The sequence below is a fragment of the Corynebacterium sp. HMSC077D03 genome, assembly GCF_001808545.1.
GTDB lineage: Bacteria > Actinomycetota > Actinomycetes > Mycobacteriales > Mycobacteriaceae > Corynebacterium > Corynebacterium simulans.
Genome location: NZ_KV793686.1, coordinates 59,232 through 81,714 on the forward strand (window position 1 = coordinate 59,232; position 22,483 = coordinate 81,714).

The 22,483-nt window shown below is 58.8% G+C and carries 27 protein-coding genes and 2 tRNA genes; 14 read left to right on the forward strand and 15 right to left on the reverse strand.

All coding sequences use genetic code 11. The annotated features are described in order from the left end of the window. Positions 1-4: 4 nt before the first annotated feature. The 5 genes from HMPREF2888_RS04025 to HMPREF2888_RS04045 all read right to left on the reverse strand — a co-directional run bounded on the left by HMPREF2888_RS04025 (position 5) and on the right by HMPREF2888_RS04045 (position 3,844). Entirely contained in the window at positions 5-2,407 is a 2,403-nt protein-coding gene (locus HMPREF2888_RS04025) for an MMPL family transporter (RefSeq protein WP_061920060.1), read from the reverse strand. Positions 2,408-2,517: 110 nt separating this feature from the next. Further along, positions 2,518-2,608 (reverse strand) — tRNA-Ser (locus tag HMPREF2888_RS04030). Positions 2,609-2,656: 48 nt separating this feature from the next. Continuing rightward, on the reverse strand, positions 2,657-2,857 hold the full coding sequence (locus tag HMPREF2888_RS04035) for a CsbD family protein (RefSeq protein ID WP_061920058.1): 201 nt from the start codon (positions 2,855-2,857) through the stop codon (positions 2,657-2,659). A gap of 44 nt (positions 2,858-2,901) precedes the next feature. Beyond that, the gene (locus HMPREF2888_RS04040) at positions 2,902-3,333 is read right to left on the reverse strand and encodes a nucleoside deaminase (protein ID WP_046645837.1); all 432 of its coding nucleotides are present in this window, start codon (positions 3,331-3,333) and stop codon (positions 2,902-2,904) included. A 31-nt stretch (positions 3,334-3,364) separates the two neighbouring features. Continuing rightward, on the reverse strand, positions 3,365-3,844 hold the full coding sequence (locus HMPREF2888_RS04045) for a tRNA adenosine deaminase-associated protein (protein WP_062042667.1): 480 nt from the start codon (positions 3,842-3,844) through the stop codon (positions 3,365-3,367). Between the two features lie 39 nt (positions 3,845-3,883). On the opposite strand from HMPREF2888_RS04045, the gene HMPREF2888_RS04050 reads away from it, so the two are divergent. Next, positions 3,884-4,912, forward strand: a complete 1,029-nt coding sequence (locus tag HMPREF2888_RS04050; RefSeq protein ID WP_062042670.1) for a prephenate dehydrogenase — start codon at positions 3,884-3,886, stop codon at positions 4,910-4,912. 42 nt (positions 4,913-4,954) lie between these two features. On the opposite strand, the gene HMPREF2888_RS04055 is transcribed toward HMPREF2888_RS04050, so the two are convergent. The 3 genes from HMPREF2888_RS04055 to HMPREF2888_RS04065 all read right to left on the reverse strand — a co-directional run bounded on the left by HMPREF2888_RS04055 (position 4,955) and on the right by HMPREF2888_RS04065 (position 6,715). Next, a complete protein-coding gene (locus HMPREF2888_RS04055) occupies positions 4,955-5,146 on the reverse strand; it encodes a hypothetical protein (protein ID WP_235590976.1) in 192 nt (63 codons plus the stop codon). A 291-nt stretch (positions 5,147-5,437) separates the two neighbouring features. After that, positions 5,438-6,379, reverse strand: coding sequence for a hypothetical protein (locus tag HMPREF2888_RS04060; protein WP_070518303.1), 942 nt, complete (start codon positions 6,377-6,379; stop codon positions 5,438-5,440). A gap of 75 nt (positions 6,380-6,454) precedes the next feature. Then, positions 6,455-6,715, reverse strand: coding sequence for a hypothetical protein (locus HMPREF2888_RS04065; protein WP_062042680.1), 261 nt, complete (start codon positions 6,713-6,715; stop codon positions 6,455-6,457). A gap of 139 nt (positions 6,716-6,854) precedes the next feature. On the opposite strand from HMPREF2888_RS04065, the gene HMPREF2888_RS04070 reads away from it, so the two are divergent. The 7 genes from HMPREF2888_RS04070 to HMPREF2888_RS04095 all read left to right on the forward strand — a co-directional run bounded on the left by HMPREF2888_RS04070 (position 6,855) and on the right by HMPREF2888_RS04095 (position 11,444). Continuing rightward, positions 6,855-7,319, forward strand: coding sequence for a helix-turn-helix domain-containing protein (locus HMPREF2888_RS04070; RefSeq protein ID WP_141744819.1), 465 nt, complete (start codon positions 6,855-6,857; stop codon positions 7,317-7,319). A 15-nt stretch (positions 7,320-7,334) separates the two neighbouring features. Then, positions 7,335-7,682, forward strand: a complete 348-nt coding sequence (locus tag HMPREF2888_RS04075) for an ImmA/IrrE family metallo-endopeptidase (protein WP_062042685.1) — start codon at positions 7,335-7,337, stop codon at positions 7,680-7,682. Between the two features lie 27 nt (positions 7,683-7,709). After that, entirely contained in the window at positions 7,710-8,291 is a 582-nt protein-coding gene (locus HMPREF2888_RS04080; RefSeq protein WP_062042688.1) for a DUF4352 domain-containing protein, read from the forward strand. 132 nt (positions 8,292-8,423) lie between these two features. Then, positions 8,424-9,230, forward strand: coding sequence for a HipA family kinase (locus tag HMPREF2888_RS04085; RefSeq protein WP_070518307.1), 807 nt, complete (start codon positions 8,424-8,426; stop codon positions 9,228-9,230). A gap of 5 nt (positions 9,231-9,235) precedes the next feature. Then, positions 9,236-10,087 carry a DUF3037 domain-containing protein gene (locus HMPREF2888_RS04090; RefSeq protein WP_062042694.1) on the forward strand — a complete coding sequence of 284 codons (852 nt, stop codon included), beginning with the start codon at positions 9,236-9,238 and terminating at the stop codon, positions 10,085-10,087. A gap of 313 nt (positions 10,088-10,400) precedes the next feature. Next, entirely contained in the window at positions 10,401-10,532 is a 132-nt protein-coding gene (locus HMPREF2888_RS13180; RefSeq protein ID WP_256365587.1) for a hypothetical protein, read from the forward strand. A gap of 159 nt (positions 10,533-10,691) precedes the next feature. Beyond that, positions 10,692-11,444 carry a tyrosine-type recombinase/integrase gene (locus HMPREF2888_RS04095; protein WP_235597002.1) on the forward strand — a complete coding sequence of 251 codons (753 nt, stop codon included), beginning with the start codon at positions 10,692-10,694 and terminating at the stop codon, positions 11,442-11,444. 391 nt (positions 11,445-11,835) lie between these two features. On the opposite strand, the gene HMPREF2888_RS04100 is transcribed toward HMPREF2888_RS04095, so the two are convergent. The 5 genes from HMPREF2888_RS04100 to HMPREF2888_RS04120 form a co-directional block, all read right to left on the reverse strand. Further along, positions 11,836-11,908, reverse strand: a tRNA-Arg gene (locus HMPREF2888_RS04100). A 148-nt stretch (positions 11,909-12,056) separates the two neighbouring features. Next, positions 12,057-13,631 (reverse strand): SLC13 family permease, encoded by a 1,575-nt coding sequence (locus tag HMPREF2888_RS04105; protein WP_062042699.1) that lies wholly within the window; start codon positions 13,629-13,631, stop codon positions 12,057-12,059. Between the two features lie 111 nt (positions 13,632-13,742). Then, complete coding sequence (locus tag HMPREF2888_RS04110; protein WP_062042702.1) at positions 13,743-14,060, reverse strand: DUF202 domain-containing protein; 318 nt, start codon at positions 14,058-14,060, stop codon at positions 13,743-13,745. Further along, on the reverse strand, positions 14,061-14,438 hold the full coding sequence (locus HMPREF2888_RS04115; protein ID WP_062042705.1) for a YidH family protein: 378 nt from the start codon (positions 14,436-14,438) through the stop codon (positions 14,061-14,063). A gap of 16 nt (positions 14,439-14,454) precedes the next feature. After that, positions 14,455-14,847, reverse strand: a complete 393-nt coding sequence (locus HMPREF2888_RS04120) for an MmcQ/YjbR family DNA-binding protein (RefSeq protein WP_062042708.1) — start codon at positions 14,845-14,847, stop codon at positions 14,455-14,457. 130 nt (positions 14,848-14,977) lie between these two features. On the opposite strand from HMPREF2888_RS04120, the gene HMPREF2888_RS04125 reads away from it, so the two are divergent. The 5 genes from HMPREF2888_RS04125 to HMPREF2888_RS04145 are packed head-to-tail and all read left to right on the forward strand — an operon-like array spanning position 14,978 to position 18,424. Then, a complete protein-coding gene (locus HMPREF2888_RS04125) occupies positions 14,978-15,589 on the forward strand; it encodes a DUF4178 domain-containing protein (RefSeq protein WP_062042711.1) in 612 nt (203 codons plus the stop codon). A 6-nt stretch (positions 15,590-15,595) separates the two neighbouring features. Then, on the forward strand, positions 15,596-16,078 hold the full coding sequence (locus tag HMPREF2888_RS04130) for a DUF2617 family protein (protein WP_062042714.1): 483 nt from the start codon (positions 15,596-15,598) through the stop codon (positions 16,076-16,078). Beyond that, positions 16,075-16,464: a DUF4247 domain-containing protein gene (locus HMPREF2888_RS04135; protein ID WP_061920038.1), complete on the forward strand. Its 390-nt coding sequence runs from the start codon at positions 16,075-16,077 to the stop codon at positions 16,462-16,464. The genes HMPREF2888_RS04130 and HMPREF2888_RS04135 overlap by 4 nt, the downstream gene beginning before the upstream one ends. 14 nt (positions 16,465-16,478) lie before the next feature. Next, positions 16,479-16,877, forward strand: a complete 399-nt coding sequence (locus tag HMPREF2888_RS04140) for a DUF350 domain-containing protein (protein WP_061920035.1) — start codon at positions 16,479-16,481, stop codon at positions 16,875-16,877. Next, the gene (locus HMPREF2888_RS04145; RefSeq protein ID WP_062042722.1) at positions 16,865-18,424 is read left to right on the forward strand and encodes a polyamine aminopropyltransferase; all 1,560 of its coding nucleotides are present in this window, start codon (positions 16,865-16,867) and stop codon (positions 18,422-18,424) included. Before HMPREF2888_RS04140 ends, HMPREF2888_RS04145 begins: the two co-directional genes overlap by 13 nt. A 5-nt stretch (positions 18,425-18,429) precedes the next feature. Here HMPREF2888_RS04145 and HMPREF2888_RS04150 read toward each other — a convergent pair whose 3' ends face one another. Together HMPREF2888_RS04150 and HMPREF2888_RS04155 are read right to left on the reverse strand one after the other, a co-directional pair. After that, positions 18,430-19,128: a potassium channel family protein gene (locus HMPREF2888_RS04150; RefSeq protein WP_201054665.1), complete on the reverse strand. Its 699-nt coding sequence runs from the start codon at positions 19,126-19,128 to the stop codon at positions 18,430-18,432. Beyond that, positions 19,121-20,422: a TrkH family potassium uptake protein gene (locus tag HMPREF2888_RS04155; protein ID WP_235597100.1), complete on the reverse strand. Its 1,302-nt coding sequence runs from the start codon at positions 20,420-20,422 to the stop codon at positions 19,121-19,123. The genes HMPREF2888_RS04150 and HMPREF2888_RS04155 overlap by 8 nt, the downstream gene beginning before the upstream one ends. A 175-nt stretch (positions 20,423-20,597) precedes the next feature. On the opposite strand from HMPREF2888_RS04155, the gene HMPREF2888_RS04160 reads away from it, so the two are divergent. After that, positions 20,598-22,004: an NAD-dependent succinate-semialdehyde dehydrogenase gene (locus HMPREF2888_RS04160; protein ID WP_070518309.1), complete on the forward strand. Its 1,407-nt coding sequence runs from the start codon at positions 20,598-20,600 to the stop codon at positions 22,002-22,004. The last annotated feature ends 479 nt before the right edge of the window (positions 22,005-22,483 follow it).

A 22,483-nucleotide genomic window follows, 5' to 3' on the forward strand; every position in this document is an offset into this window, starting at 1 on the left:
GAGGCTAGTTTACGTGTTGCGTCGTATCCGCAGATGCGCCGCCATGCTCACGCTCCCACTCTTCTTCCAGAGCTGTGCCTTCGATGTCGAGGGAAGGCATGACCTTATCCATCCACTTTGGCAGCCACCAGGTCGCGCGGCCCAATAGGAACATCGTGGCGGGGACGAGGGACATGCGCACAAGGAAGGCGTCGAAAAGCACGCCTGCGGCAAGGGCGAAACCGAAGATCTGGATAAACGGCAGCGGCTGGTTAATAAACGCCACGAAGACCGAAATCATAATGATGGCTGCGGCCGTGACCACACGCGCGCCTTCGGTAAAGCCCGCGATGGTGGCCTCATCCACGGCGTTGTACTTGGTGCCATTGCCGCGTGGATAACGCGCGATGTGCTCGCGCATGCGGGTAACCAGGAAGACCTGATAATCCATGGCCAAGCCGAAAGTCACGCCGATCAGGAAGATAGGCATGAAGGAAATCAGCGGACCAGGCGCCGGAACCAGGCCGAAGAGGCCGTCCTGCCACACCAGAACCGTAAGGCCGAAGGCCGCGCCCACTGAGAGCAGGAAGCCCAAGCCAGCCACCACGGGGACCAAGACCGAGCGGAAGACTAGGAAGAGCAACAGGATGGCCAAGCCCACCACGATGGCGAGGTAAGGCAGCATGGCAGCCTCCAAGCGCTCAGTAATATCCAGCTGCACGGCGGTCAGGCCAGTCATGCCGATTTCCGCGCCGGTGACCTCGCCCAAGCGCTCGTTCTCTGCACGCAGAGCCGACGCCGTGCCGACGGTCGTGGGATCCGTCGGGCCTGTGGTCGGTGCGACCATGATCTGTGCCGCGGTCTGATCAGAGTTGAGGCCAACGATCTGTGCGTGCTTCACGCCGCCGACCTGGTTAAGTTGCTGGGTCGCGTACATGAAGGAGGCGAAAGTTGCCTTCTTTTGTTGGTCTTCGCCTTCTTGACCCTGGATCAGCGGCTGGAGGGCTGGCGCATCCGGGTTGGCTTCCTCACCGTTGACGATGACCAGGAATGGACCATTGACGCCTGCGCCGAAGCCTTCGGCCAGCAGGTCCGCGGACTTGCGCTGGGTGGTATCCGGATTCGAGCTGGTATCCGCCGGCAGCGCGAGCTCCATGTCCAACACCGGGGCGCTCAACGCGCCAAGACCCAACACGACCACGGCCATGACCAGGCCCGGGGCCTTCTGCACCGCACGCACCCAGCGGTTGCCCATGGTGGCGCCCTTACGGCGATTGCCCTTCCTATTCGGGTTGCCGGCGATGCCGGGGATTCGACCGGCAAAGGCTTTATCGCCGGCCAGGCCAAGCAGCGCCGGCACCAGGGTCAGCGCGACGAGCACCGCCATGAACACGGTGCCCGCGGCAGCCAAGCCCATGGCGGTGAGGAAGCCAATCTTGGCCACGATGAGGGCGAAGAGCGCCACGAAGACCGTGGCGCCGGCGAAGACCACGGAGGAACCTGCCGTGCCCACCGCCATGCCGGCGGCTTCGGGCCCATCCATCCGCGAGCGCTCCTGGCGGTAGCGCGACATGATAAACAGCGCATAGTCGATGCCCACGGCCAGGCCAATCATGATGGCCAGGACCGGGGTCAAGTTATTGAGCTCAATCCAGTGCGTGGCAATCATGACGCCGAGCGCGCCCAGGCCCACGCCCACGACGGCCGAGATCAGCGGCATGCCCGCCGAAACCAAGGAGCCGAAGGTAAAGATAAGGACGAGGAAGGCCACGCCCAGGCCGATGATCTCCGAGGTGGAGTTGACCTTAATCTCATCGCCAAAGCCCGCGCCGCCAGCCTCGACCGTTAGCCCCTTCTCGCGGCCCAGCTCCATCGCCGCGGTGACGACGTCCTTGTCTTCTTGCTCAACGGTGTAGGAGCTTTCCGCATCGAAGTTGAAGGTGGTATAGGCGATGGTCTCGTCCTCATTAACCATCGCGAGGTTATCCGCATCCTTGCGAGCGGTCTCTTCCGGCAGGCCCATCGAGGTGAATTGTTCGATAACTTGCTGCTGCAAAGCCGGCGATACGTCGAGCGGGTTGCCCCAGCGTTGCTGGTCCTTGATGCCGAGCTCGTTGGTGATCTGATCGACCACCTGCTGCATCGCTTCCTTATTTTGCGGGTCAGAAAGCTTCTGCCCCTCGGGTGCTTGGAAAACCAGGTTCACAGAAGGCGCGCTGGCCAGGTTGCCGCTTTCCGGGAAAAGCTCGGCGGCGCGGTGGGTAGCGTCAATCGCCGGCGTGCCCTTGATGGAGTACTCCGAAGTCATGGGCTTCATCAAGGCAATCGTGGCGCCCACAGCGGCCACAAAGATCACAAGCCACGCGATGATCACTTTCCACCTGTTGAGGAAGGACCAGCGCCCAAGACGGTACAAGAGTTTTGCCACAGGAGTTACCTTCTGTCTCGTTGATTAACTTCGCCCAGTCTAGCGGCCAGCCGCTGGCAGCTAAAACAAGAAAAGCCGTGGAGCAATTACTTGCCCCACGGCTTTCGCTATGGCGGTGGCGGCGGGATTTGAACCCGCGGTTGGGGGTTACCCAACATTCGCTTTCGAGGCGAACACCTTCGGCCGCTCGGACACGCCACCGTGGTCTAGGTTACGTGTTGAAGCGCGCGGCACAAAATCCCGCCGGATTTACTTGTCCTTCAGGCCGCCAATAACCTCGTTGGCCTTGTCCTTTACGCCCTCGACAGCGTCAGAGACTTTGTCCTTAGCCTGGGAAGTAACCTGGTCTGCCTTGCCCTCGTTAGCAAGATCCTCGTTGTCGGTTGCGTTTCCCGCAGCTTCCTTTGCCTTACCTACTAGGTCGTCCTTCTTGTTTTCGAAATCACCCATGTTATTTCTCCTTTTTGTTTGCGGTGACCCCATCCTACGCAATGTCAGCGCAGCTCGCCGAAGAAGCCGGTGAGCAGTCCGGCGCATTCTTCCTCGCAAACTCCGGCGCGCACTTCGGGCACGTGCAGGGCACCGGGGGCACGCAGGACATCGACAAGCGAGCCACACGCGCCCGTCTTCGGTTCGAAAGCACCAAAGACCACGGAAGCCACGCGGGCCCCCTGGATAGCCCCGGCACACATCGCGCACGGCTCAAGGGTGACCACAAGTTCGCAGCCTTCTAAGCGCCAGCCATCGCCATGCTTGGCGACGGCCGCGCGAATCGCCTCCACTTCCGCATGTGCGGTGGGATCGCCGCGCTGCTCCCGGCGGTTGACGCCGGTGGAAAGCTCGTTGCCGGCGGCGTCGTAAAGCACCGCTCCTACCGGGATGTCTCCCGCGGGTGTCTGGCGTGCCACCTCGAGCGCGCGGCGCATGCGCGCCTCGGCGCTGGCCAAGCCTTGGGATTTAAGCAATGATCTCTTCGAGCTCGTCACCGAAGCCTAAATCGCCCGCGATGCGCAGGAGCATATCGGAGGGCCAATCTTCGTCATTGTCGATGATGTAGCCCAACTGATCTTCACTGAGCCCAAGATCAGCAAAGATATCGAAGTCGCCGTCGCCATAAGGATCTGGATCCTCGTCGTCGTCATCGATTTCGGGGAAGTCAAGGTCGCGCAGCTCTAAGAAGTCTGCGGCAAAATCATCCTCGTCGGCATATGTGGCGTCAGAGATCAGCATGCGCACATCTCCCGGCACTGGGCGTACGACAACGAAGTATTCATCCTCTACGCACAGCAGCGCGAAGGCCGCGCCCTCGGAGCGCAGCGCGCGCACCGCGCTGATGGAGGTGTTGATGTCCTCGAAGTCGTCATTAAACTCCCGAACCACCCATTGCCCCTCATTGCGGGCAACGGTAACTGCGAAGGAGATGTTGTCATCACTCATACCTCGTGAGATTAGTCGTGTTGTGCCAGAATTGTCACCGTGAGTTCTCAAGACGTTCAACGACCCGTATGCATCATCGGCCTAGGCCTTATTGGCGGTTCCCTGCTGCGCGATCTCGTGGCAAGCAAACACGCAGTATATGGCTATAATCACTCGACTTCCGGTGCCCGCAGCGCCATCAAAGCGGGCTATGACGTCACCGATGACCTGCAGGCAATTTTGACCCGCGCGGAGGCAGACAATGCACTAATCGTCATCGCTACCCCGATGAAAGCGGTCGCTTCGGTCTTGGACGAGATTCAACAGCACGCGCCGAACTGTGGCATCACGGACGTAGTTTCCGTGAAGACTGAGGTGCGTGATCTCTTCTTGGAGCGCGGCATGGAATCGCGCTACGTGGGCGGCCACCCGATGGCCGGCACTCAAAACTCAGGCTGGGACCACTCGCAGACCAAGCTCTTTAAGCGTGCAGCATGGGCAATTACCTATGACTACGCCGCCGAGTGCGAGGCCCGCGGGGAGCGCATCCCGAAGAAGTGGATTGAGACCTTCTCCGATGTGGTGCGTATGACGCAGATGGTGCACGCCGAGGCCGTCCCCGTGCGCGTGGCAAATCACGATGCCGCGGTGGCGCGCATTTCTCACCTGCCGCACGTCTTCGCTGAAACCCTCGCTGTGGTGGGCGACAACGGCGGCATCCTCGCGCAATCACTGGCCTCGAGCTCTTTCAAGGACGGCACCCGCGTGGCCGGTACCACCCCGGAGCTGGTGCGGCAGATGTGCGAGCCCAACGCACCCGCGCTTGTCGACGCCCTCGATGAAGCACTGCAGCTCCTGCAGGCCGCGCGCGACTCTCTCGCCGCTGAGCAGCCCTCTGTTGCTGAACTCGCGGAGAATGGCTTCCGCGCCCGCACCCGCATTGAGGCACGCTCCGGCGCCCGCAAGGAATCGGTCTCCCCGGTCAAGATTTCCTCGCGGCCGGTACTGCGCCTGCACCCGGGTGGCCCGAACTGGGTGGCGCAGCTGCGTCAGTCGGAGTCTTTGGGCGGGCGAATCGAGATTTTCTAGCCCCGTCTAGTCTTCTAGGCCCGTCTAGGCGCCCCGCCCCGTCTAGTCACGGAACGTATCGTCGCGCCGCTTGCGGGACTTCGATTCATCCCTGCTCACCGCAAGGATGGGAAGTCCCAGAAGGCCCAGCGCGAGCCCAATCGGGAAAAGCACCAGCATTCCCGAGGCAACCCACAGCACCACGCCGAGGATTGCGCCCGCTACCAAGCAGGGCACGAGTTTGTTGTTATTCACGCTCACCTTTCTAGTTCCCGTGGCGAAGGCAAACTTTTTACTGGTCATGAAGCTAAGCACCTAAAAATGAGGTCTCGTAAAGCGGTTCCGGTCTCATCGTACGCCGCGGCCTCTCTCGCAGCAGCTTCCGCGCCTCGCGAGCCCTTCGCACGGCACCAGGTTCTCTGCACGGCCCCTGCGGCTGCAAATCGCAAATGGTGAGGTCGACCCGCAACGGAAGTGGCTGGTGTTAACGCCCGTGACTGGGCCGGTGCGGCACATCGCAGGCTTCCTTTTGTTTTGATGTTGATGTCAACGCCGCAGATACTGCTGCGTCGTCCCCATAGACTGGGGGCTATGGATAGAAATTTGCGGTTGCTCCTTGCCCGAGTAGAACGAGCCTGCGTAATACGAAATGAAATGTGGCAAGCTGCCGCCGAACATATAAAATCCAATCCGATCGAGCGCCGGATCGAACAGCACGGACAACAGCACACCGTCTATCTGCATGCACCCTGCCCATTCCCAGACAATCTCTCCGTGATGTTTGGTGAATGGCTGTATCTCTTGCGCTCGGCCCTCGACGGGCTGATGTACGAGCTCGTCGTTCACGACACCCAGCTCGATCCTCCGCGCAACGCTCGGCGCATCTACTACCCGATCAACGCCACCGCTGATGATTTCGCTCAAAAGGCCAATACCAAGGGCCTGCGGGAGAGGACGCGCCTTGCAATCGAAGCCACGCAGCCCTACCACTCGACGGGAGGGCACACCGGCAGCGCACTCTGGTAGATCCATGAGTTGGCACGCATCGACCGACATCGGCGCGGACATACCCTTACTTGGCGCATCGTTGACATGGACTTTTATTTTTCGTCCGGCCTGATCGACCGGCACAGCGTGCGAATATGTGACCAATTCTCGGCTATCATCCGAGACGATAAGGAACTGGAAATCGTCAGCTTCTGCACCAAAGGCCTCACCAATTCCCAATCGAACGACGGCGTAGACATCCGTTGGAGAGTCGAGTTCGATGTACCCGAATGGTTGGACAAAATTCCCACTAGCTATGCCCAATAGGGCATGGACGGTCGGATGGCGAACGCAGAGCTCGTTGTCGGTAAAACCATCGAGTATTTCGATGAATTCATCTAGGGCTCCTGAACTCTCTTGTAGGTAGTCCGGACCAAGTTCTCTTGCCATAAATTCAGGCCGTTGCCGAGAATACATAGATGCAGCGTCGACGTATCTCATGTTTCCTCCTTTCTGTGTTGTTGCCCGTGCCCCTTCCCCTGGGCGCGGGCATTACTTGCCGACGACCCGGCGCGCCTAGGCAGCGGTGGACTCTCGTGTGCGGCGCGGACGAAGCTCGTCTTCGGAAACGATGAATGTTTCTTCGAAGAGCACTAGAACCTTGTCAAGAATCGCGCCAATTAATATCGGCCCGGCTTCTGCTTTGTCATTGAGCTGCCGGCTAATCGTCGATGGGTTGCAGTCGAGTTTCTTGGCAAGCTCCACCTTGTTTCCTTCGGCTTGCACGGCCACCTCGAGCCATTCTTTGCGAACTCGAACCGTGTGAATGGAAGTCATACAACCCCCTTGTTTGCTGTTTCACAGACCTGATTTGCTCTTGCGCAAACCAAATTGCAACGTTATTTGCATGTGCGCAAGTTTGTTTTTCTTGCCCCAACGGGTTGTACGTTTGCGTATGCGCAAATATGCTGTTGGTGTGAGCGAAACACGTTGGTGGAAATACATCGCCCCCGTCATCGGAAATATGACAATGCGCGATGCCGCACAAAAAGCTGGGTTCAATCAGAGTGCTTTTACACGCTGGAAGAACGGAGCGAAAGCTGACCCCGAGTTTGTTGTGAAATTTGCGCGAGCATTCGATCTAAACGTTCTACAAGCCCTCGTCGAAGCCGAGCTAATCTCACAGAACGAAGCCGATCTCCGCGAGGTTCACATCGGCGGTGTAAACCTCACCGATGCATCACCCCGCCAGCTCGCGGAAGAATTCCTACGCCGAATGAATGATGCAGAAAGCCAACTGCTCGAAAGCACCGATGCTGCGCCCAGGGCGTCGGTAAGCTCATTGCACGATCGGGACCAGCTCGTCGAGCGCATCAATGCCGGCCTAGAGCCAGTGGCCGCTCAAGAAACCACCGAACCCCTCGAAGAAAACCAGCCTTAACCTAAGGAGTTCCCCATGAGCTTTATTGAAGATCGTCTACATGCGCTGCTCGATGAGCAGGGCGTCGAGCTGGTAGAAACCGGCAGGCTCGACGCTCGATATAGCGCATGCGCCATCGCCCATGAGCTTGGCCACGCAGCCCACGGTGACAGCTGCTCGTCGCCACGCGCCGAACGCCTCGCCGATGAGTGGGCCGCGCAGCGCCTCGTTGATGGCGACCGCATTGAGAAGATCGCGGCCGATTGCGACGGCGCCCCCTCAGCCATCGCCGCGGAGCTCGGCGCCACGCCACACCTGCTCGAGGTGTGGATGCGGCTGCTCGAAGCCGGGCGCGTGATGACCATGAGCTGTGCTATCTACTAACTTCTCTTATCTCCAGAAAGGAAACCCATGACCTCGCACCGCCTCCTCATCACCACCGCACTGCTAACCGCATCGCTACTTACTGCTTGCGGAACAACCGATTCCTATGAGCAAACTCTCTCTGACTCCGCCGTAGAACAGGAAAGCAGCACCGGAGAGCTCCACAAGATGGGCGAAGCAATCGACGCTCCTGGTGCAACTGTCACCCTGCAAAAGGTCACCGAGTCTGATTCTCTTGAGGTCTACGCCGACAACTACAAGCGCGGCACAATGCCAAACGAGATTCTTACCCCCGAGAACCAGGGCGCGAAGTACATATCCGTTGAGACCACGGTGAAAAACACCAGCAAGAAATCGATGGACCTTACCTGTGGTTTCGGCTTACAGGCCACTCTCTTCAACAAAGACGAGCAGGCATACGACCCAATTGATTCGCTTTACCGCGTGCTGGATAATCCCGAATGCAATGAGAGCCTGAACCCTGGCTTTGAAAAGACAATGACCTGGGTATATGAAGTTCCATCCGATATGAAACCGTATGCCTTCGGCTTTGCCGAGCCCCAAGAGAACTACGGAAACCTCACCTACGTAGACGTTTCTGGCAGCTAAAAATAATAAATCCCTCCCTCTCGACGAGTTTGGCGACCCGCGAAAGGAAGGGCCCCAACGACAGCACCGATCTCGACATAACCCTTCGCCTCGCCCAGTCTGGCGGGACGACCAACTGAAACGGAGAATCGCTTGAACAAGAACATCGTCTCCCTCGACGCTCGCCGGAGCGAGAAAGAGCGCGTTTACGTCGAAGTAATAGGAGAGGTCGCCAATGACACCGGCACACGGCCATTTCTCTGCTCAGCCTCGGACGGCAACGAGTACTGGTGCAAGCGCTTCAACAATGACCATGGTATCGAATCCACTATAAACGAAGTCGCAGCCAGCGTCATCGGAAGGCGAATCGACGCGCATATCCGACCATGGAAGATTATCTATGTCCCAGACTCCCTTGTCGGGAAATACATCGGCAGCTCGACGCAAGGGTACCGTCTCCCAGCGCTTCCGCTTTTTGGCTCGCTCAATCTCCACACCGGATTCCTACACCAAGACCCACAAACAATTCCTTTCGTGACAGATGACGCGAACTTCAACCACGTCCCTAAGCTGGTCGCGCTCTGGGCACTATGCAACGTCCAGCAGGATCTCCAATTTCTCAGCGACTCGGCCGACGACCACTCCTTATGGTCCATTGATCACGGATTCTGGTTCGACTCACACCCCAGGCCATGGCAGTTCGCGCCACTTGAAACACTGGTCGGACGAACCCCCATCCCACTCATCCGAGAAGCAATGCCAACATCAGGATGGGACAAGGCTATCGAGTCCCTCAATCGCCTGGACAACTCATTGAAAAAGGAGATTTCCAACGAAATGCCCATAGAATGGAGAATCGACAAAGCCAACACGGACAAGCTCGTTGACTATGTGCTGTCGAGGAAGGACTACACACGCGGGCTACTCGAAGACCTCAAGCAAAAGACAAAGGAACGCTGAGCATCATGCGCTATGACTACTGGACGATTAGAGTCGTTCCGCGCCCGATGGGGATCACCACCATCGGTGTCGGGGTCGTCGTTGTCGATCCACGGACGGGCAAGGCCGCGTACGAGTTCCGCGACGATAGCAAGGCTTTCCCCGACCGCAGCGATGCAGACGTTGCACGAGTGGCGATCCGCCAACTCAAGAGGGAACTCCGGAGCTATGACAGCCGCAAGACTCCTCTCGAAATCGATGGTGCACATACAGTGTCGTCATATCTCAACTTCGCGAGCCATCACTGGCTTAACTTCCTACGCATCGACCCAGTGAAATCAATGGATGCGCCCACCATCGACTATGCCGTCAACAGGCTCTTCCGAGTACTGGTAGGCGAACCCACGTCAAGCAACCGAGGAGTGACCGTAACCCAGCTCAAGAGAGCCGTCCAAGACACCTATCGTTCAATCCCGCTGCTCGACGAGGCCACCCGAATCAGCCCAGATGCCAAGGTTGCCCGCCACGATCTGGAGCTCAACCTTGCTGTCGTCGACGACGAACACGTCCTGGAGCTCAACCAAGCATTCAATTTTCAATCGACAGGCAGCGAATCCACCCTCACCCACATCGAGGCGTGGACACTCAAGCTCGACAAATTACGGACTACCGGCGGGATCCTTGAAACTGCTCAAGGTTCCATCGAACTTAGCGAAAGCGTTCCCATAGCCGCCTTCGTCCAACCTCCCCATTCCGAAGCCCAACGCATCAACTTCAAGAAGTTCCGAACCTTCTGCAGCGACCTGGGCGTTGAAATCCTCAATCAAAACGAAGCCAAGCCCCACGCACAGAAACTAGCGGGACAACTTGCATCATAAAAAATCCCCTTCCCCCATCTGTCGCCAAACTATCCGGAGGAAGAGGATCCAATCACCAGGTGAACTCCGCCCCGCGGGGTTTCGTTCGCCCTGGCAAGGAAGAAGTCTACCAATGGCACCCCGCGATCTCTGGTTTAAGACGGAGAAGTTCACGGACCCGGTGACGGGTAAGAAAGTCACGAAGAAAACGCCCACGAAGCGTAACGGCGTGGGCAAGCGCTAGATCGTCCAATATCTCGACCTCGAGGGGGCGCGCACATCCGAGACGTTCGCGACCCTCGAGGAGGCGGAGCTCTTCGAAGCCCCAGTCAAAGTGAAGAAGGGCGACGGGACGCTCATCGCCGCGAGTAAGAAAGACGTCACGCTGGCCGAGATATGGCAACCGTGGCTCGACTCCAAACGCAACATCTCCGAGAAGTCCTACAAGGACTACATCTCCAAGTGAAATACCCATATCGAGCCGGTGTGGGGATAGAAGGAGGTTAGCGAGATACAGGAGCACCAGGTAGTCGCTTGGGTAGCCGGCCCTTCGACCATGAAAGGCGTGCCGGAGGGCGGCGCCCCGAAGCCCTTGGGAGGCTCGAGCCGGAAGAAGGTCGCCGACATGATGAAGAGCCTGCTCGACCGCGCGGTAAAGCTCAAAGTAATTAACTCCAACCCGCTCGACGGCATGCCCAAGCCCCACATCGACAAAGCGGAGCGTCGCTACCTCACCATCGAAGAGCAGGACTCGCTCCTGTGGGCCGCCAAGGAGCCAGCCGTCCACTTGCTCCTGGAGGTGCTCCTGCACACGGGCCTGCGACCGGGCGAGGCCAAAGGCCTCAAGGTGAAGGACCTCGACGTCACGCGCAAGCGGCTGATGATTCGCCGCGACGTAGACGACCTGGGCCACATCGACACAACAAAGACCGAGCAGCACCGCGACGTCCCCATCTCCCAGTTGATGACGCTTACCCTTGCCGAGCACGCCGAGGGAAAGCCCGGAGACGCGTGGCTCCTGCCGGACGAGTACGGCCACGTCTGGACGGTGGCTAGGTGGCGCTCCATCTGGGCCACCCTGCTCCTACGCGCAGGCCTCGACGGGGACCTCAAAACCTACGAGCTACGCCACACAGCCGTCTCCATGGCCATCGCGGGCGGCGCGACCCTCTACGAGGCCCAGCTCATGTGTGGCCACGCCGACCCGGCCACGACCGTGCGCTACTACGGCCACCTCTGGCACGAGAACCTCGACCGCGTCCCGGAGGCCATCGAGAAGCACATCCAGGCCGAGCGAGCACGCATCGCGTCGAAGCAAGCCCGGCGCGCCCAGGGGGATAAGGACAAGGGAGTGCGGCATCTGCGCCTAGTCCAGTAGGCGTTGGGACGAGCAAGGCCCCACCATCCATACCCGTGGATGGTGGGGCCTTCCCCTAACTCTCTCAAAAGGTGCCCGAATGCGTGGAACGATTCTCCCCATGAAGAAGCGGGCACGTTTCATTTTAGCGAGAGGTGCGGACATGATTATCAGCGAGCGCCAAAATGTTTAGAACGCCGTTATAAAGCACACACGAGTGCGTTTTTGAACGGCGTTTTTACGTCCTTGGGGGCGGAAGCGTGTTTGCAATCCGTTTGCAGGGTGTTTGCAGCGCGTTTGCACCCACCCTGGTTTACCTGGGGTTACTTGGGACTACTTTGGGGGCGTGAAAACACGAAAGAACCCGCTGGCCAATCGGTGTTTTAACCGTTTAACCAGCGGGTTTGTGCTGTGCGCCCGGAGGGATTCGAACCCCCAACCTTCTGATCCGTAGTCAGATGCTCTATCCGTTGAGCTACGGGCGCTAACCACTACTGCGTTTGATTGCTGTGCAATCTCTCGCTGCAACGTGGATTAACTATAGTGCCGTTCTTTAAAGGCGGCAAATCGCCAGGCCAACACACGTTTTTACGCGTTGTTAACCTGTCGATAACTGCACTTAAACACCAGCCTTTAAAGCACCAGCCCAAAGACCGGCACGGCCAGCAGGTAGACCGTGAGAGTAATAAGCACGCAGCCAATGAGGTTGAGGCCGACGCCGCCCTTGATCATGTCGCCAATCTTCACGTAACCCGAACCGTATGCGATGGCATTCGGCGGGGTTGCCACCGGCAGCATGAACGCGCAGGTTGCCGCGAGCGCCACTGGAATGGTCAGCAGCAGAATGTTGATCTCGCCGCCCTCGGTCAAGCCAATGCCAACCGCTACGCCGCCCATGATGGGCAGGAAGGTCGCCGCCGTTGCGGTGTTGGAGGTGATCTCGGTCAGGAAAAGAACCAGCAGCGCAACTGCTGCGATGAGCAGCACCGTGGGCAGGCCGCCGAGTCCCTTAGCCATCTCGCCGATCCACAGAGATAGGCCCGAGTTGTTAAACATCGCGGACAGAGACAGGCCGCCACCAAAGAGAAGCAGGACGTCCCACGGCATCTCATTCGCGGTCTTCCAGTCCAGCAGGCGCACGCCGGTCTTGGCGTCGGCAGGGATAGCGAATAGCAGCAGGCCGGCAGCAATACCGACGATGGCATCGTCGTAGTTGGAGTCCTCGCCAACCAAGAAAGGAACGGCCACCCAGGCGATAGCTGCGCCTAGGAAGATGATGCCGGTGAGAATCTGCGGAGCAGTCCACGGACCAAGAGCCGCGATTTCCTTGTCGATGAGCTCCTTACCACCAGGAATACGGTCCATCTCCGGCTTGAAGATGGTCACCAACAACAGCCATGCGATAAACAGGAAGATAACTGCCAGCGGCATTCCCACGATCATCCACTTGCCAAAGCCGAGGACGATGTCGTGAGATTCCTTCATATATCCGGCCAACAGAGCGTTCGGCGGAGTACCGATCAGCGTGCCCAGGGAGCCAATGGACGCGGAATACGCAATGCCCAGCATCAGCGCCGTTGCAAACTTCTTCTGCTTGGCCATGCCGCCCACGGTGTCTGCGGTCAGTGCCAGCACGGAGGTACCGATAGGCAGCATGACTACCGCGGTCGCCGTATTTGAGACCCACATGGACAAAAAGCCGGTTGCCAGCATAAAGCCCAGCACAATGCGCTTTGGCGAGGTGCCAACCACCTTCACCACCGCCAGGGCCATGCGGCGGTGCAAGTTCCAACGCTGCAACGCGAGCGCAATGAGGAAGCCGCCCATAAACAAGAAGATCGTCGCCGAAGCATAAGGCGAGCCAACTTCCTTAATGGTGCCCACGCCGGCCAGCGGAAAGATAACCAAAGGCAAAAGCGCCGTAGCTGCCAGCGGAATTGCTTCGGTCATCCACCACACGCCCATCAGGATGGTCACCGCCGCAACCGCGCGAATCGCGCCATAAGTATAGGTTTCCTCCGGGTCCGCGCCCGAGGATTGCAGCACGGTATCCACCGCATTCGACGGAAAAATAAACCACACCAGGGCGGCCAGCGCCAAGCCTAGGAACACGCCTATAAGCATGCGGCGCCATTCGCGCTTGTCGACGCCGTGATCTTCTTCGCCTTCTACGTGTGCTGTTGATTCATGTGTTTGCGGGGTCGTCATTCAGTTCTCCTTGCCAAACCTTCTAGCACGCGGGGATAAGCAAAATGTGAACCATGCAATACCCACGTTTGCGAACACCATACAACTTTGAACCAAAGAAAAAATCGGTTTTTAAACGCGGTTACCCCCACCAAGGCCCACCAGAGCCAGCACTGCCAGCAACATCACGGCCACGGCTAGGCCCGCCAGCGCCGCGGCACCGGGGAGGGCGCCGCCGGTGTGAAGGGCGGCGTCGTAAAGCGCGTTACGGCGGCGCACCCGCCAACCCAGCCAAGCGCAGGCACCCGCGCCGCCCACGAAGGCGATGAGCTCCGCAATGTTCCACGGCAGCTCACTGCGCAAAACCACCAGAACCACCAGCACGAACGCCAAAAGGCTGCGCTGCCACGACAGCCGGGTGCGCTCCGGCTGCAGCCCTGGGTCATACATTTATGCCCCCGCGCCCACGAGCTGACCTACCAGGATCAGCACGCCAATAAGCAGCACCACCAACACGAGCAGAGGCATCGCGACATTCGGCGGCAGGGGCTTTTGTTCACGCATCGCGCTTTCCGACGCCGCCCAATGCGTCCACGCCACCGCCGGCAAGACGATGGCGACCACCAGCATGATCACGGAGATGATGAGGGTCAGCGTGCCGTGAATCGGGAGGTCGAAAGCCTGCAGTGCAACGCCGCCTGCGATGAAAGCGAGCGAGGTACGAATCCATGCCAAGAACGTGCGCTCGTTGGCCATGCTGAAACGCGGATCGGGCTCTGTGCCCTTTTCATAGACAAAGCGTGGGAACCGGCCATTAGATTTATCCATTGCGTCTTATACTTCCTTAACGCACTGCCTCTTGCCACCCGGCAGGGCGCTGCGCCTTAGGCAGCTTTTGCACCACCGCGGCATAGGATTCCTGGACGAGCTCCCGAACTAACTTGGGGTTTATTGAATCCCCGGGATACACGGTGTACCAGTGCCGCTTATTCATGTGATACGCAGGGCCGATGTCGGCATAACCAGCCTGCAAAGCGGTGACATCCTCCGGCGGAGCTTTGAGAATGATGGCTTTCTTTCCACCGAAGGGCTTATTCGCAGGCATGGTGGTGGCCAGCATGAACCACTTTCCGCGCACCCGCCAGGCTCGCCAGCCTTCGACGAAGGGATAGGACTCGGCGTCAATGAGTTCTGCTGCAGCATCGCTCGCAATAGAAATAAGCTCTTTTTCGTTCATACGCCGACCTAAAATCCATCGAATTGAAAACGACAATTCCCCAGCTTAATGCGTAGGACTATCGGACGTCCAAGGCGTGGGCTAAGGTGACTGCTACAGACCTAAGCTAAGCAAAAATAAAGGGCCAGTCATGAACAAGATTTTCTTTCTGCTCGCCGTGGTTTTGTTAATCGCGGCTATCTACATGTTCTTTAAATCGCGCCAAGCCAAGGCGGCTAGCACGCAGGAGACGGGCGATACCTTCTCCAAGGATTACTTCGCCGAGGCCAAAGGCCAAAACGAGTTCAATCCAGAAAATCTTGGTCCGGGTGCAATCATCCGTTACGGCGCCACCGACTACGTCGTCCGCGGCACCCTGACCTTAAATGAGGGCCCTTATTACTGGTACGAGTACCTGCTCGACGGTGGAGATAACTCCTCCTGGCTGGGAGTCGAGGTCGATGAAGGCCAGCTCAATCTCACCTGGTGGACCTCCCGCAAGGGCGCCGGCGCCACGCCAGATCGCGGCACCGTGGAATTCGAGGGAGTTACATATAGTGAGGACGAGCGCGGCCATGCGCGCTACACCTCCACCGGCACCACCGGCCTGCCAGAGTCCGGCGAGATGCGCTACGTAGATTATTCCGCGGGTGAAAAGCTGCTGGGCTTTGAGGGCTGGGCCAACAATGACAGCTGGGAGGTATCCACCGGCCGCACCATGCTGCCGGGTGAGTTCACCGTGTACCCAGCTCCGAAGGCATAGGCCGCAGTGGAGGTTCTAGATTGCCCCAGCGCGGACGTCAGTGCCGCTGACTTGGGGCTGCGCTTAAACGGCCCGCGCCCGCAGGCGTTAAGCACGACCATGCTTCACGGTTCCGACAGCCTGCGGCTTGAGCTGGATATCATCGGCGCTTCGCATACTGCCAGCGTTTATCGCGGCAAGACGCTACTCTTCCGCGAGGAGATCTCCTGCCACTGTGAGGGTCCGCTGCCGCAGACCTACGGTGAGATGACGGGCTACGAGCTGAAGACGGACGTCGCCAAGCATTGCGCGGATGGCTTCGCCGCAGAATTTCAACGGGTATCGGGCACGGATTGGCTCTCGGCGCAATTTCCCGGGCAGGGCGAATACCACGTCACCGCCCTCAAGGGCACCGCACTCGAAGACTGCGCAGGCTTCGAGTGGGAAACGGTGCATATGTACCCTGCAGAAGAAATAATCGTGAAGACTACAAGTAGGTGGATTCCATGAACTATGACAAAGGCTGGAAATGGTCACTGGTCTTCGCCGTACTATTCGCAGTAATTGGCGGTCTGACTTCACCCGGCGTTACTGGCGCTCCCATCAGGTCAGGCACCTGTCAAGCAAACAATGTTCAGGCAGAGGCCAACCGCCTTGCAGCAGAGCACAAGCCGAAGGCGCGCCAATTCGATCCCGCAACGGGCACGGAGTACCTGCGCTACCGCAAGCAGATTGTCAAGGTCGAGCCCACTGGCCCGCAGAACTGTTCAGTGCGCGTGGAAAATCTCGATCACTTCCACGACGGCACCTATATCTTCTTAGGTCCCGGTTTTAGTCCCTCCTCCCCTTCCCGTTCTTCCGGCGGCTCCTCCGGGTCTTCCGGCGGCGTGAAATAGAAAGGCTTTAGTTCATGCTCGATTCAATCCTGGCCACCTTTGCTTATTTCGGTGTTGCAGCGGTACTGCTACTTGCCGGCTTCGTAGTTCTGGATCTGCTCACCCCGGGCAAGCTTTACCGCGCTGTCTTCGTTGATCATCACGTCAACGCTGCGGTCATCGCTTCCGCCCAGCAGATTGCCCTGGGAGCGGTGCTGGTTACCGCCATCGTGCACTCTTTTGACCTGCTAGAAACCGCTGTCTACGGCCTAGTCGGCATCGTGCTGCAGGCACTAGCGTTGGTCATTTTGGAGGCGCTTATCCCCGGCCGTTTCCGGGATCTGGTGGAAGATACCAAGCCCCGCGCGGGCACCTTTTGCGCGAGCGTCATCCTCATCGTCATCGGCGCAATTAATGCCGCATGTCTGACCTAAACGCTTCCCCCACCGCAGATTCCCTGGTCCGCTCTCGCGCCTGGCGGGTAGCTCTGCTTATCTCCGTCTGTATCTGCGCAGCTTCGGGCTTGGTCTACGAGCTGGCCTTGCTGACGCTGTCCACGAGCCTCAACGGCGGCGGCATCGTAGAGACCTCACTGATCGTGGCAGGCTACGTCGCCTCCTTGGGCCTGGGCGCGTTGATAGCCAAGCCATTCTTGTCGTGGCCGGCGAGTTCTTTCCTCATCGTCGAAACCTTGCTCGGCCTGTGCGGCGGCGTGAGCGCCGTGGTGCTCTACATGGTCTTCGCGCTTGTGGGCCAGTCCACCCTCATTTTGGTCGTAGCGACGCTGCTCATTGGCATTTTGGTGGGTATGGAAGTGCCACTGCTTATGACGCTGATTCAGCGCGGGCGTACCTCGAATGCTGAGGATTCCGGCTCGGTGGTGGCCAACCTCAACTTCGCGGATTACGTCGGCGGCCTGCTGGGCGGTTTGGCATGGCCATTTATCTTGCTGCCGTGGCTGGGCATGATTCGTGGCACCGCTGCGGCCGGCTTGGTCAACCTCATCGCCGCACTCGTGGTTGCGCTGCTTCTACTGCGCACGGTGCTCTCCGGCAAGCAGCTTCTAATGCATGTCCTCGCGCTGCTGGGCGCTATCGCCTTGCTGCTCACTCTCATCATCCGCAGCGAATCCATAGTGGTAACCGCCCGGCAATCGCTCTACGATGATCCTGTCATTTACGCCCATACCTCGGATTACCAGGACATCGTGGTGACCAAACGCGGCAAGGATTCGCGCCTCTATCTCAACGGCGGCCTGCAATATTCCTCCCGCGATGAGTATCGCTACACCGAGTCCCTGGTCTATCCCGTGCTGCCTGCCGAGCCGGGCGGGCGAGTGCTCGTCATTGGCGGCGGCGATGGCTTAGCCGCGCGCGAGCTTCTCAAGATGGACTTTAAAGTCACCCAGGTCGAGCTCGATCCCGAGGTGGTGAACGTGGCCAACACGGTCCTGCGCGAGAACAACGGGGGCGCCATGGAAGATCCACGCGTGCGGATCCTCAACGAGGACGCGTTTACCTGGTTGCGATCGGGTGGTGATCACACGCTTTACGACGCCGTCCTCATCGATCTACCCGACCCCGACTCCGCCGCCATGGCCCGCCTTTACTCGGAAGAGTTCTACTCCATGGCGCACAAGATGCTCGCTCCCGGCGGCAAGATGGTCGTGCAGGCAACCAGTGCCTTTAGTACTCCCGATGTGTTCTGGCGTATCGATTCCACACTGCGTTCCGCCGGCTGCCCCACCGTGCCTTATCACGTGCACGTGCCCACCTTTGGTGACTGGGGCTTTGTGGCCTGCGCGGAGGAAATCTCCGTGCCCAACTACGCTCCCCCGCTGCGCTACCTCGATGATGCGACTCTTGAGGCCGCGCAATCATTCGGCTTAGATAACCAGCCGCGCAACCTGCCGGCCTCCACGCTCGATCATCCTTATGTGGTCGATGACCTGCGCCGCGGATACCGCCAGGCAGGGGACTAAGAATACTAAGACCCAGCCTCGGAGAACTTCTCCAAGGCGACGGGGCTGCCGGCAATCACGATAAGATCCGTCGGGTTCAATTTCTGGCCTTTCTCAACAGGCATCCAGTGGCCATAGTCCTTGCGCACTGAGACCAGCTGCACGCGATGTTTTTCCCACGTTTTCTGCGGATCTAGTGGGGTTTGAACCAAGTGCGCGGGCGGGGTGAGCTTGGTAACGCCATAGTCCTCAGCGATTTCGGCGAAATCTTCGAACTTGCCGCCGAGCAAGTGTGCAATGCGGCGACCAGTGTCGCGTTCTGGGCGGATGACGTGGTGTACGCCCAGCTGCAGCAGGATGCGTGCATGCGCGTCGGAGTCCGCCTTCGCCCAAATGTCCTTTACGCCGAGTTCTACCAAATTTGAGGCGGTCAAAATGGAGTCCTCTAGGTGCGAGCCGATGGCCAGCACCACGCGGTCCACCTCGTCGATGCCCAGCTGGTGCAAGACCTCGGCGTCGGTTGTATCAGCTTGTACTGCCTCGGTGAGAACCGGCGAATAATCACGCACGAACTTCTCGCAATTGTCGATGCCGAGCACCTCAACGCCATGATCCATAAGTTCACATGCCAGGGAAAAACCGAAGCGCCCCAAGCCGATGACCACCACTGCGGGGATGTCGATGGATTGATTTTCGCGGCGCAGCGCGCCGAAGATGTTAGCCAATGAACGGCCTTTCTACTGGGTAGCGATAGTGACGAGTTACCGTGCGCGCGGCCAAAGCGGCCACCAACGTGGTCGGCCCAACGCGGCCAAGGTACATGATGAAGCACAAAATAATCTGGGAAGGCGCGGTCAGGCTGGCCGTAATTCCTGTGGACAGACCAACGGTGGCGAAAGCCGAGAGCACCTCGAAGGCGATCTGATCGGTGGAGAATTGCGGGTTCAAAACCACCAGGCTTCCAACTCCGAACATCACCACCGCCGCACCGGCCACAGTCAGGGCGAGCGCCTGGCGCGTAATCGAATACGGCAAACGGCGCTTACCGATGGTGGTGTCCTCACGGCCCAGGAACTCCGCCGCCATCGCCGCAACGAGCACGCAGGTGGTGGTCACCTTCACGCCGCCGGCCGTACCGGCGGAGCCGCCGCCGATGAACATCAAGATGTCCGAGGCCATCAAGGTAATGGAATGTACATGCCCGTAGTCGATGGCATTAAAGCCCGCTGTACGCGGCGAAGCACTCATGAAGAAGCTATTGAGCAGCTTGGTGCCAAACGGCATATCTGCCAGCACGCCGGACCACTCGGCCACCAAGAAAAACGTCATGCCGCCGAAGAGCAAAATGGCAGTTCCCACCAGCGTCATCCGCGCGGTAATGGACATGTGGTGCACGCGCGGCGCACGCCCTCGCAGGGCGAGCTTGATCCGGCCGCGGATACGGCGCACTATCTCCGCCAACATGGGATAGCCTAAGCCACCCACGATGAGCGCAAAGGCCACCGGCAGCAGAATCCACGCATCGGTATTAAAACCAATCATATTGTCCGAGTACGTACTAAAACCCGCGTTGTTAAATGCCGAAATCGCGTGGAAGACACCCTCCCACATCGCACGCAGCACCGGGACGCCATGCGCGAAATGCAGGCGTAGGGCCAAGAGGACAGCAACTGCAGCCTCACAAACGAGGGTGACGAGAAAGGTAAGCAAGAGGGTACGGCGAATGCCGCCGGCTACGGGGCGGCCCTCGGCGGCCGTCGAGCGCCGCGCCTTCAAGCTGATGCGTCCGGTTAAAAGCATGCCGGACAAGGAAGCAAGCGACATGATTCCCAAGCCGCCGAGCTGGATGAGGGTGATAATTACCACTTGGCCGAAGGGAGTCCAGTACGTGCCGGTGTCTTCCACGATGAGACCAGTCAGAGAGACAGCGGAAGTCGCTGTAAAGAAAGCGTGTAAAGGAGGAGTCCACTGCGTGCCTTCGGTAGAAAATGGCAGCATCAGCAGGAATGCCCCCAGCATGATGAGCAGAAAAAAGCCCAAAGCTGTCACGCGTGCAGGGCCAAAGATGCGGCTTCGGTTCTGCAAAGATCTTCGTTTCACAAATAGGGATGATAGACCTGTTAGGACGATTTACCATTTTTATAAGTGACTAATTTTTCTTGAAGGCTCGGCGCATCGCGGGTACACAGGGGACATGAGTACTTTTGCACTTGAGAACCCAAACACTGGCGTCTCCGAGGAGACCTTCGACCGCATCAATGACTCTGACCGTGACGCGATCCTGGACCGCTCCACGGAAGCCTTCAAGAGCTGGTCCCGCACCTCAATCGAGGAGCGTGCAGCCATCCTCTTCCGCACTGCAGAACTCTATGAAGAAAATGCAGACAAGCTAGCCGAGCACATCGGCCGTGAGATGGGTAAGCTCACGCGCTGGGCAAAGGGCGAGATTCAAATCGTCGCTGACATCTACCGCTGGTACGCCGAGCACGCTCACGAGCTGCTCGCGCCCGAGTACTTGGCGGCCCAGGGCGCGCAAAAGACTGTTGTTCAAAAGGAGCCGCTCGGCCCGCTGCTGGGCGTTATGCCATGGAACTTCCCGTACTACCAGGTTGCCCGCTTCGCGGCGCCGAACCTTTTGCTGGGTAACACCATCGTGCTCAAGCACGCTTCCATCTGCCCGCTGTCTTCCCAGGCCTGCCAGGATCTCCTGGAAGAGGCAGGTCTGCCGAAGGACGCTTTCATCAACATCTACGCTTCCGGCTCCCAGATGGATGCCTTCGTGGCGGACAAGCGCATCAAGGGCGTTTCCCTCACCGGCTCTGAAGCAGCCGGCGCTGCGGTGGCAAAGACCGCGGGTGAGAACTACAAGAAGTCCGTGCTGGAGCTCGGCGGCAACGACCCATTCATCATCATCGATGACAAGAAGCTCGAGTGGACCCTCGATCAGTTCGTACCTATCCGCATGTACAACACCGGTCAGGCCTGCAACGCCCCAAAGCGCCTGATTGTGTTGGAGGATTTCTACGATCGCACCCTCGATTACCTGGTGGAGAAGATCGGCAACCTCAAGGTCGGCCCATACGACGACGAGAATGCCGACATCGGCCCACTGTCCTCCATCGGTGCCCGCGACGAAATCATCGAGCGCCTCGACAAGGCTGTTGCCGATGGCACCGCCACCGTCCGTGTGGGTGGCAAGAAGGTAGACCGCGACGGCGCCTACATGGAGCCAACGCTGCTTAGCGACGTCGATTCTTCCGCCGAGATCGCCTGCAACGAGATCTTCGGCCCAGTCGCAGTCATCTACAAGGCAAAGGACATCGACGAGGCCATCGCGATTGCCAACAACTCTGACTATGGCCTCTCCAGTTCCGTGTGGGGTTCCGACCTCGACAAGGCCTTCGAAGTGGCGCAGCAGCTTAACGACGGCATGACCTTCGTCAACGAAGCTTCCGTCACCGCTGCCGGCCTCCCGTTCGGCGGCATTAACCGCTCCGGCTACGGCCGCGAGCTCGAGCGCTGGGGCGTGGGCGAGTTCGTCAACGAGCACCTCTACCGCGTCAGCGGCCAGGACGACGCGGGCCTCTCCCCGGCGATGTAAGTACACGAGCCCGCTCTTCCGGAGCCGCACCCCCGTCCTGCCAGATCATCACTGGTGGGGCGGGGCTTCGTCTTTTACTGTGTCCACACATGGTGAGGTCACCATCTAGCAGCAACCACGGTGCAGCACACGGACGCCCCTAAGACCGATAAAGAGTCCAAGCGCAGCATTCACACAAAACATGCAAACGCTCCCGGAGGCCGTGCGGTTGAACTAGCCTGCGGGAGCGTTTGAAGGTTTTAGAAGCTTTTACTTCTGCAGACCTTCAGCGATTGCCTCGAAGATGCCGCCGAGGATTTCGAGAACGGTGGATGCGATTTCCATGATGGAGTCCTAACTGTAAAAGGGTCATTAACAAGTGGATTTGGGCTGTGCCTGAATCCAGTTAGGACCATACTTCCGTTAGCGTAGGTTAGCTAGCCCTAACCGCGCTTGGACCACCGGAAATGGCCCAAATTTAGCTTTATATTCAGGCGAAA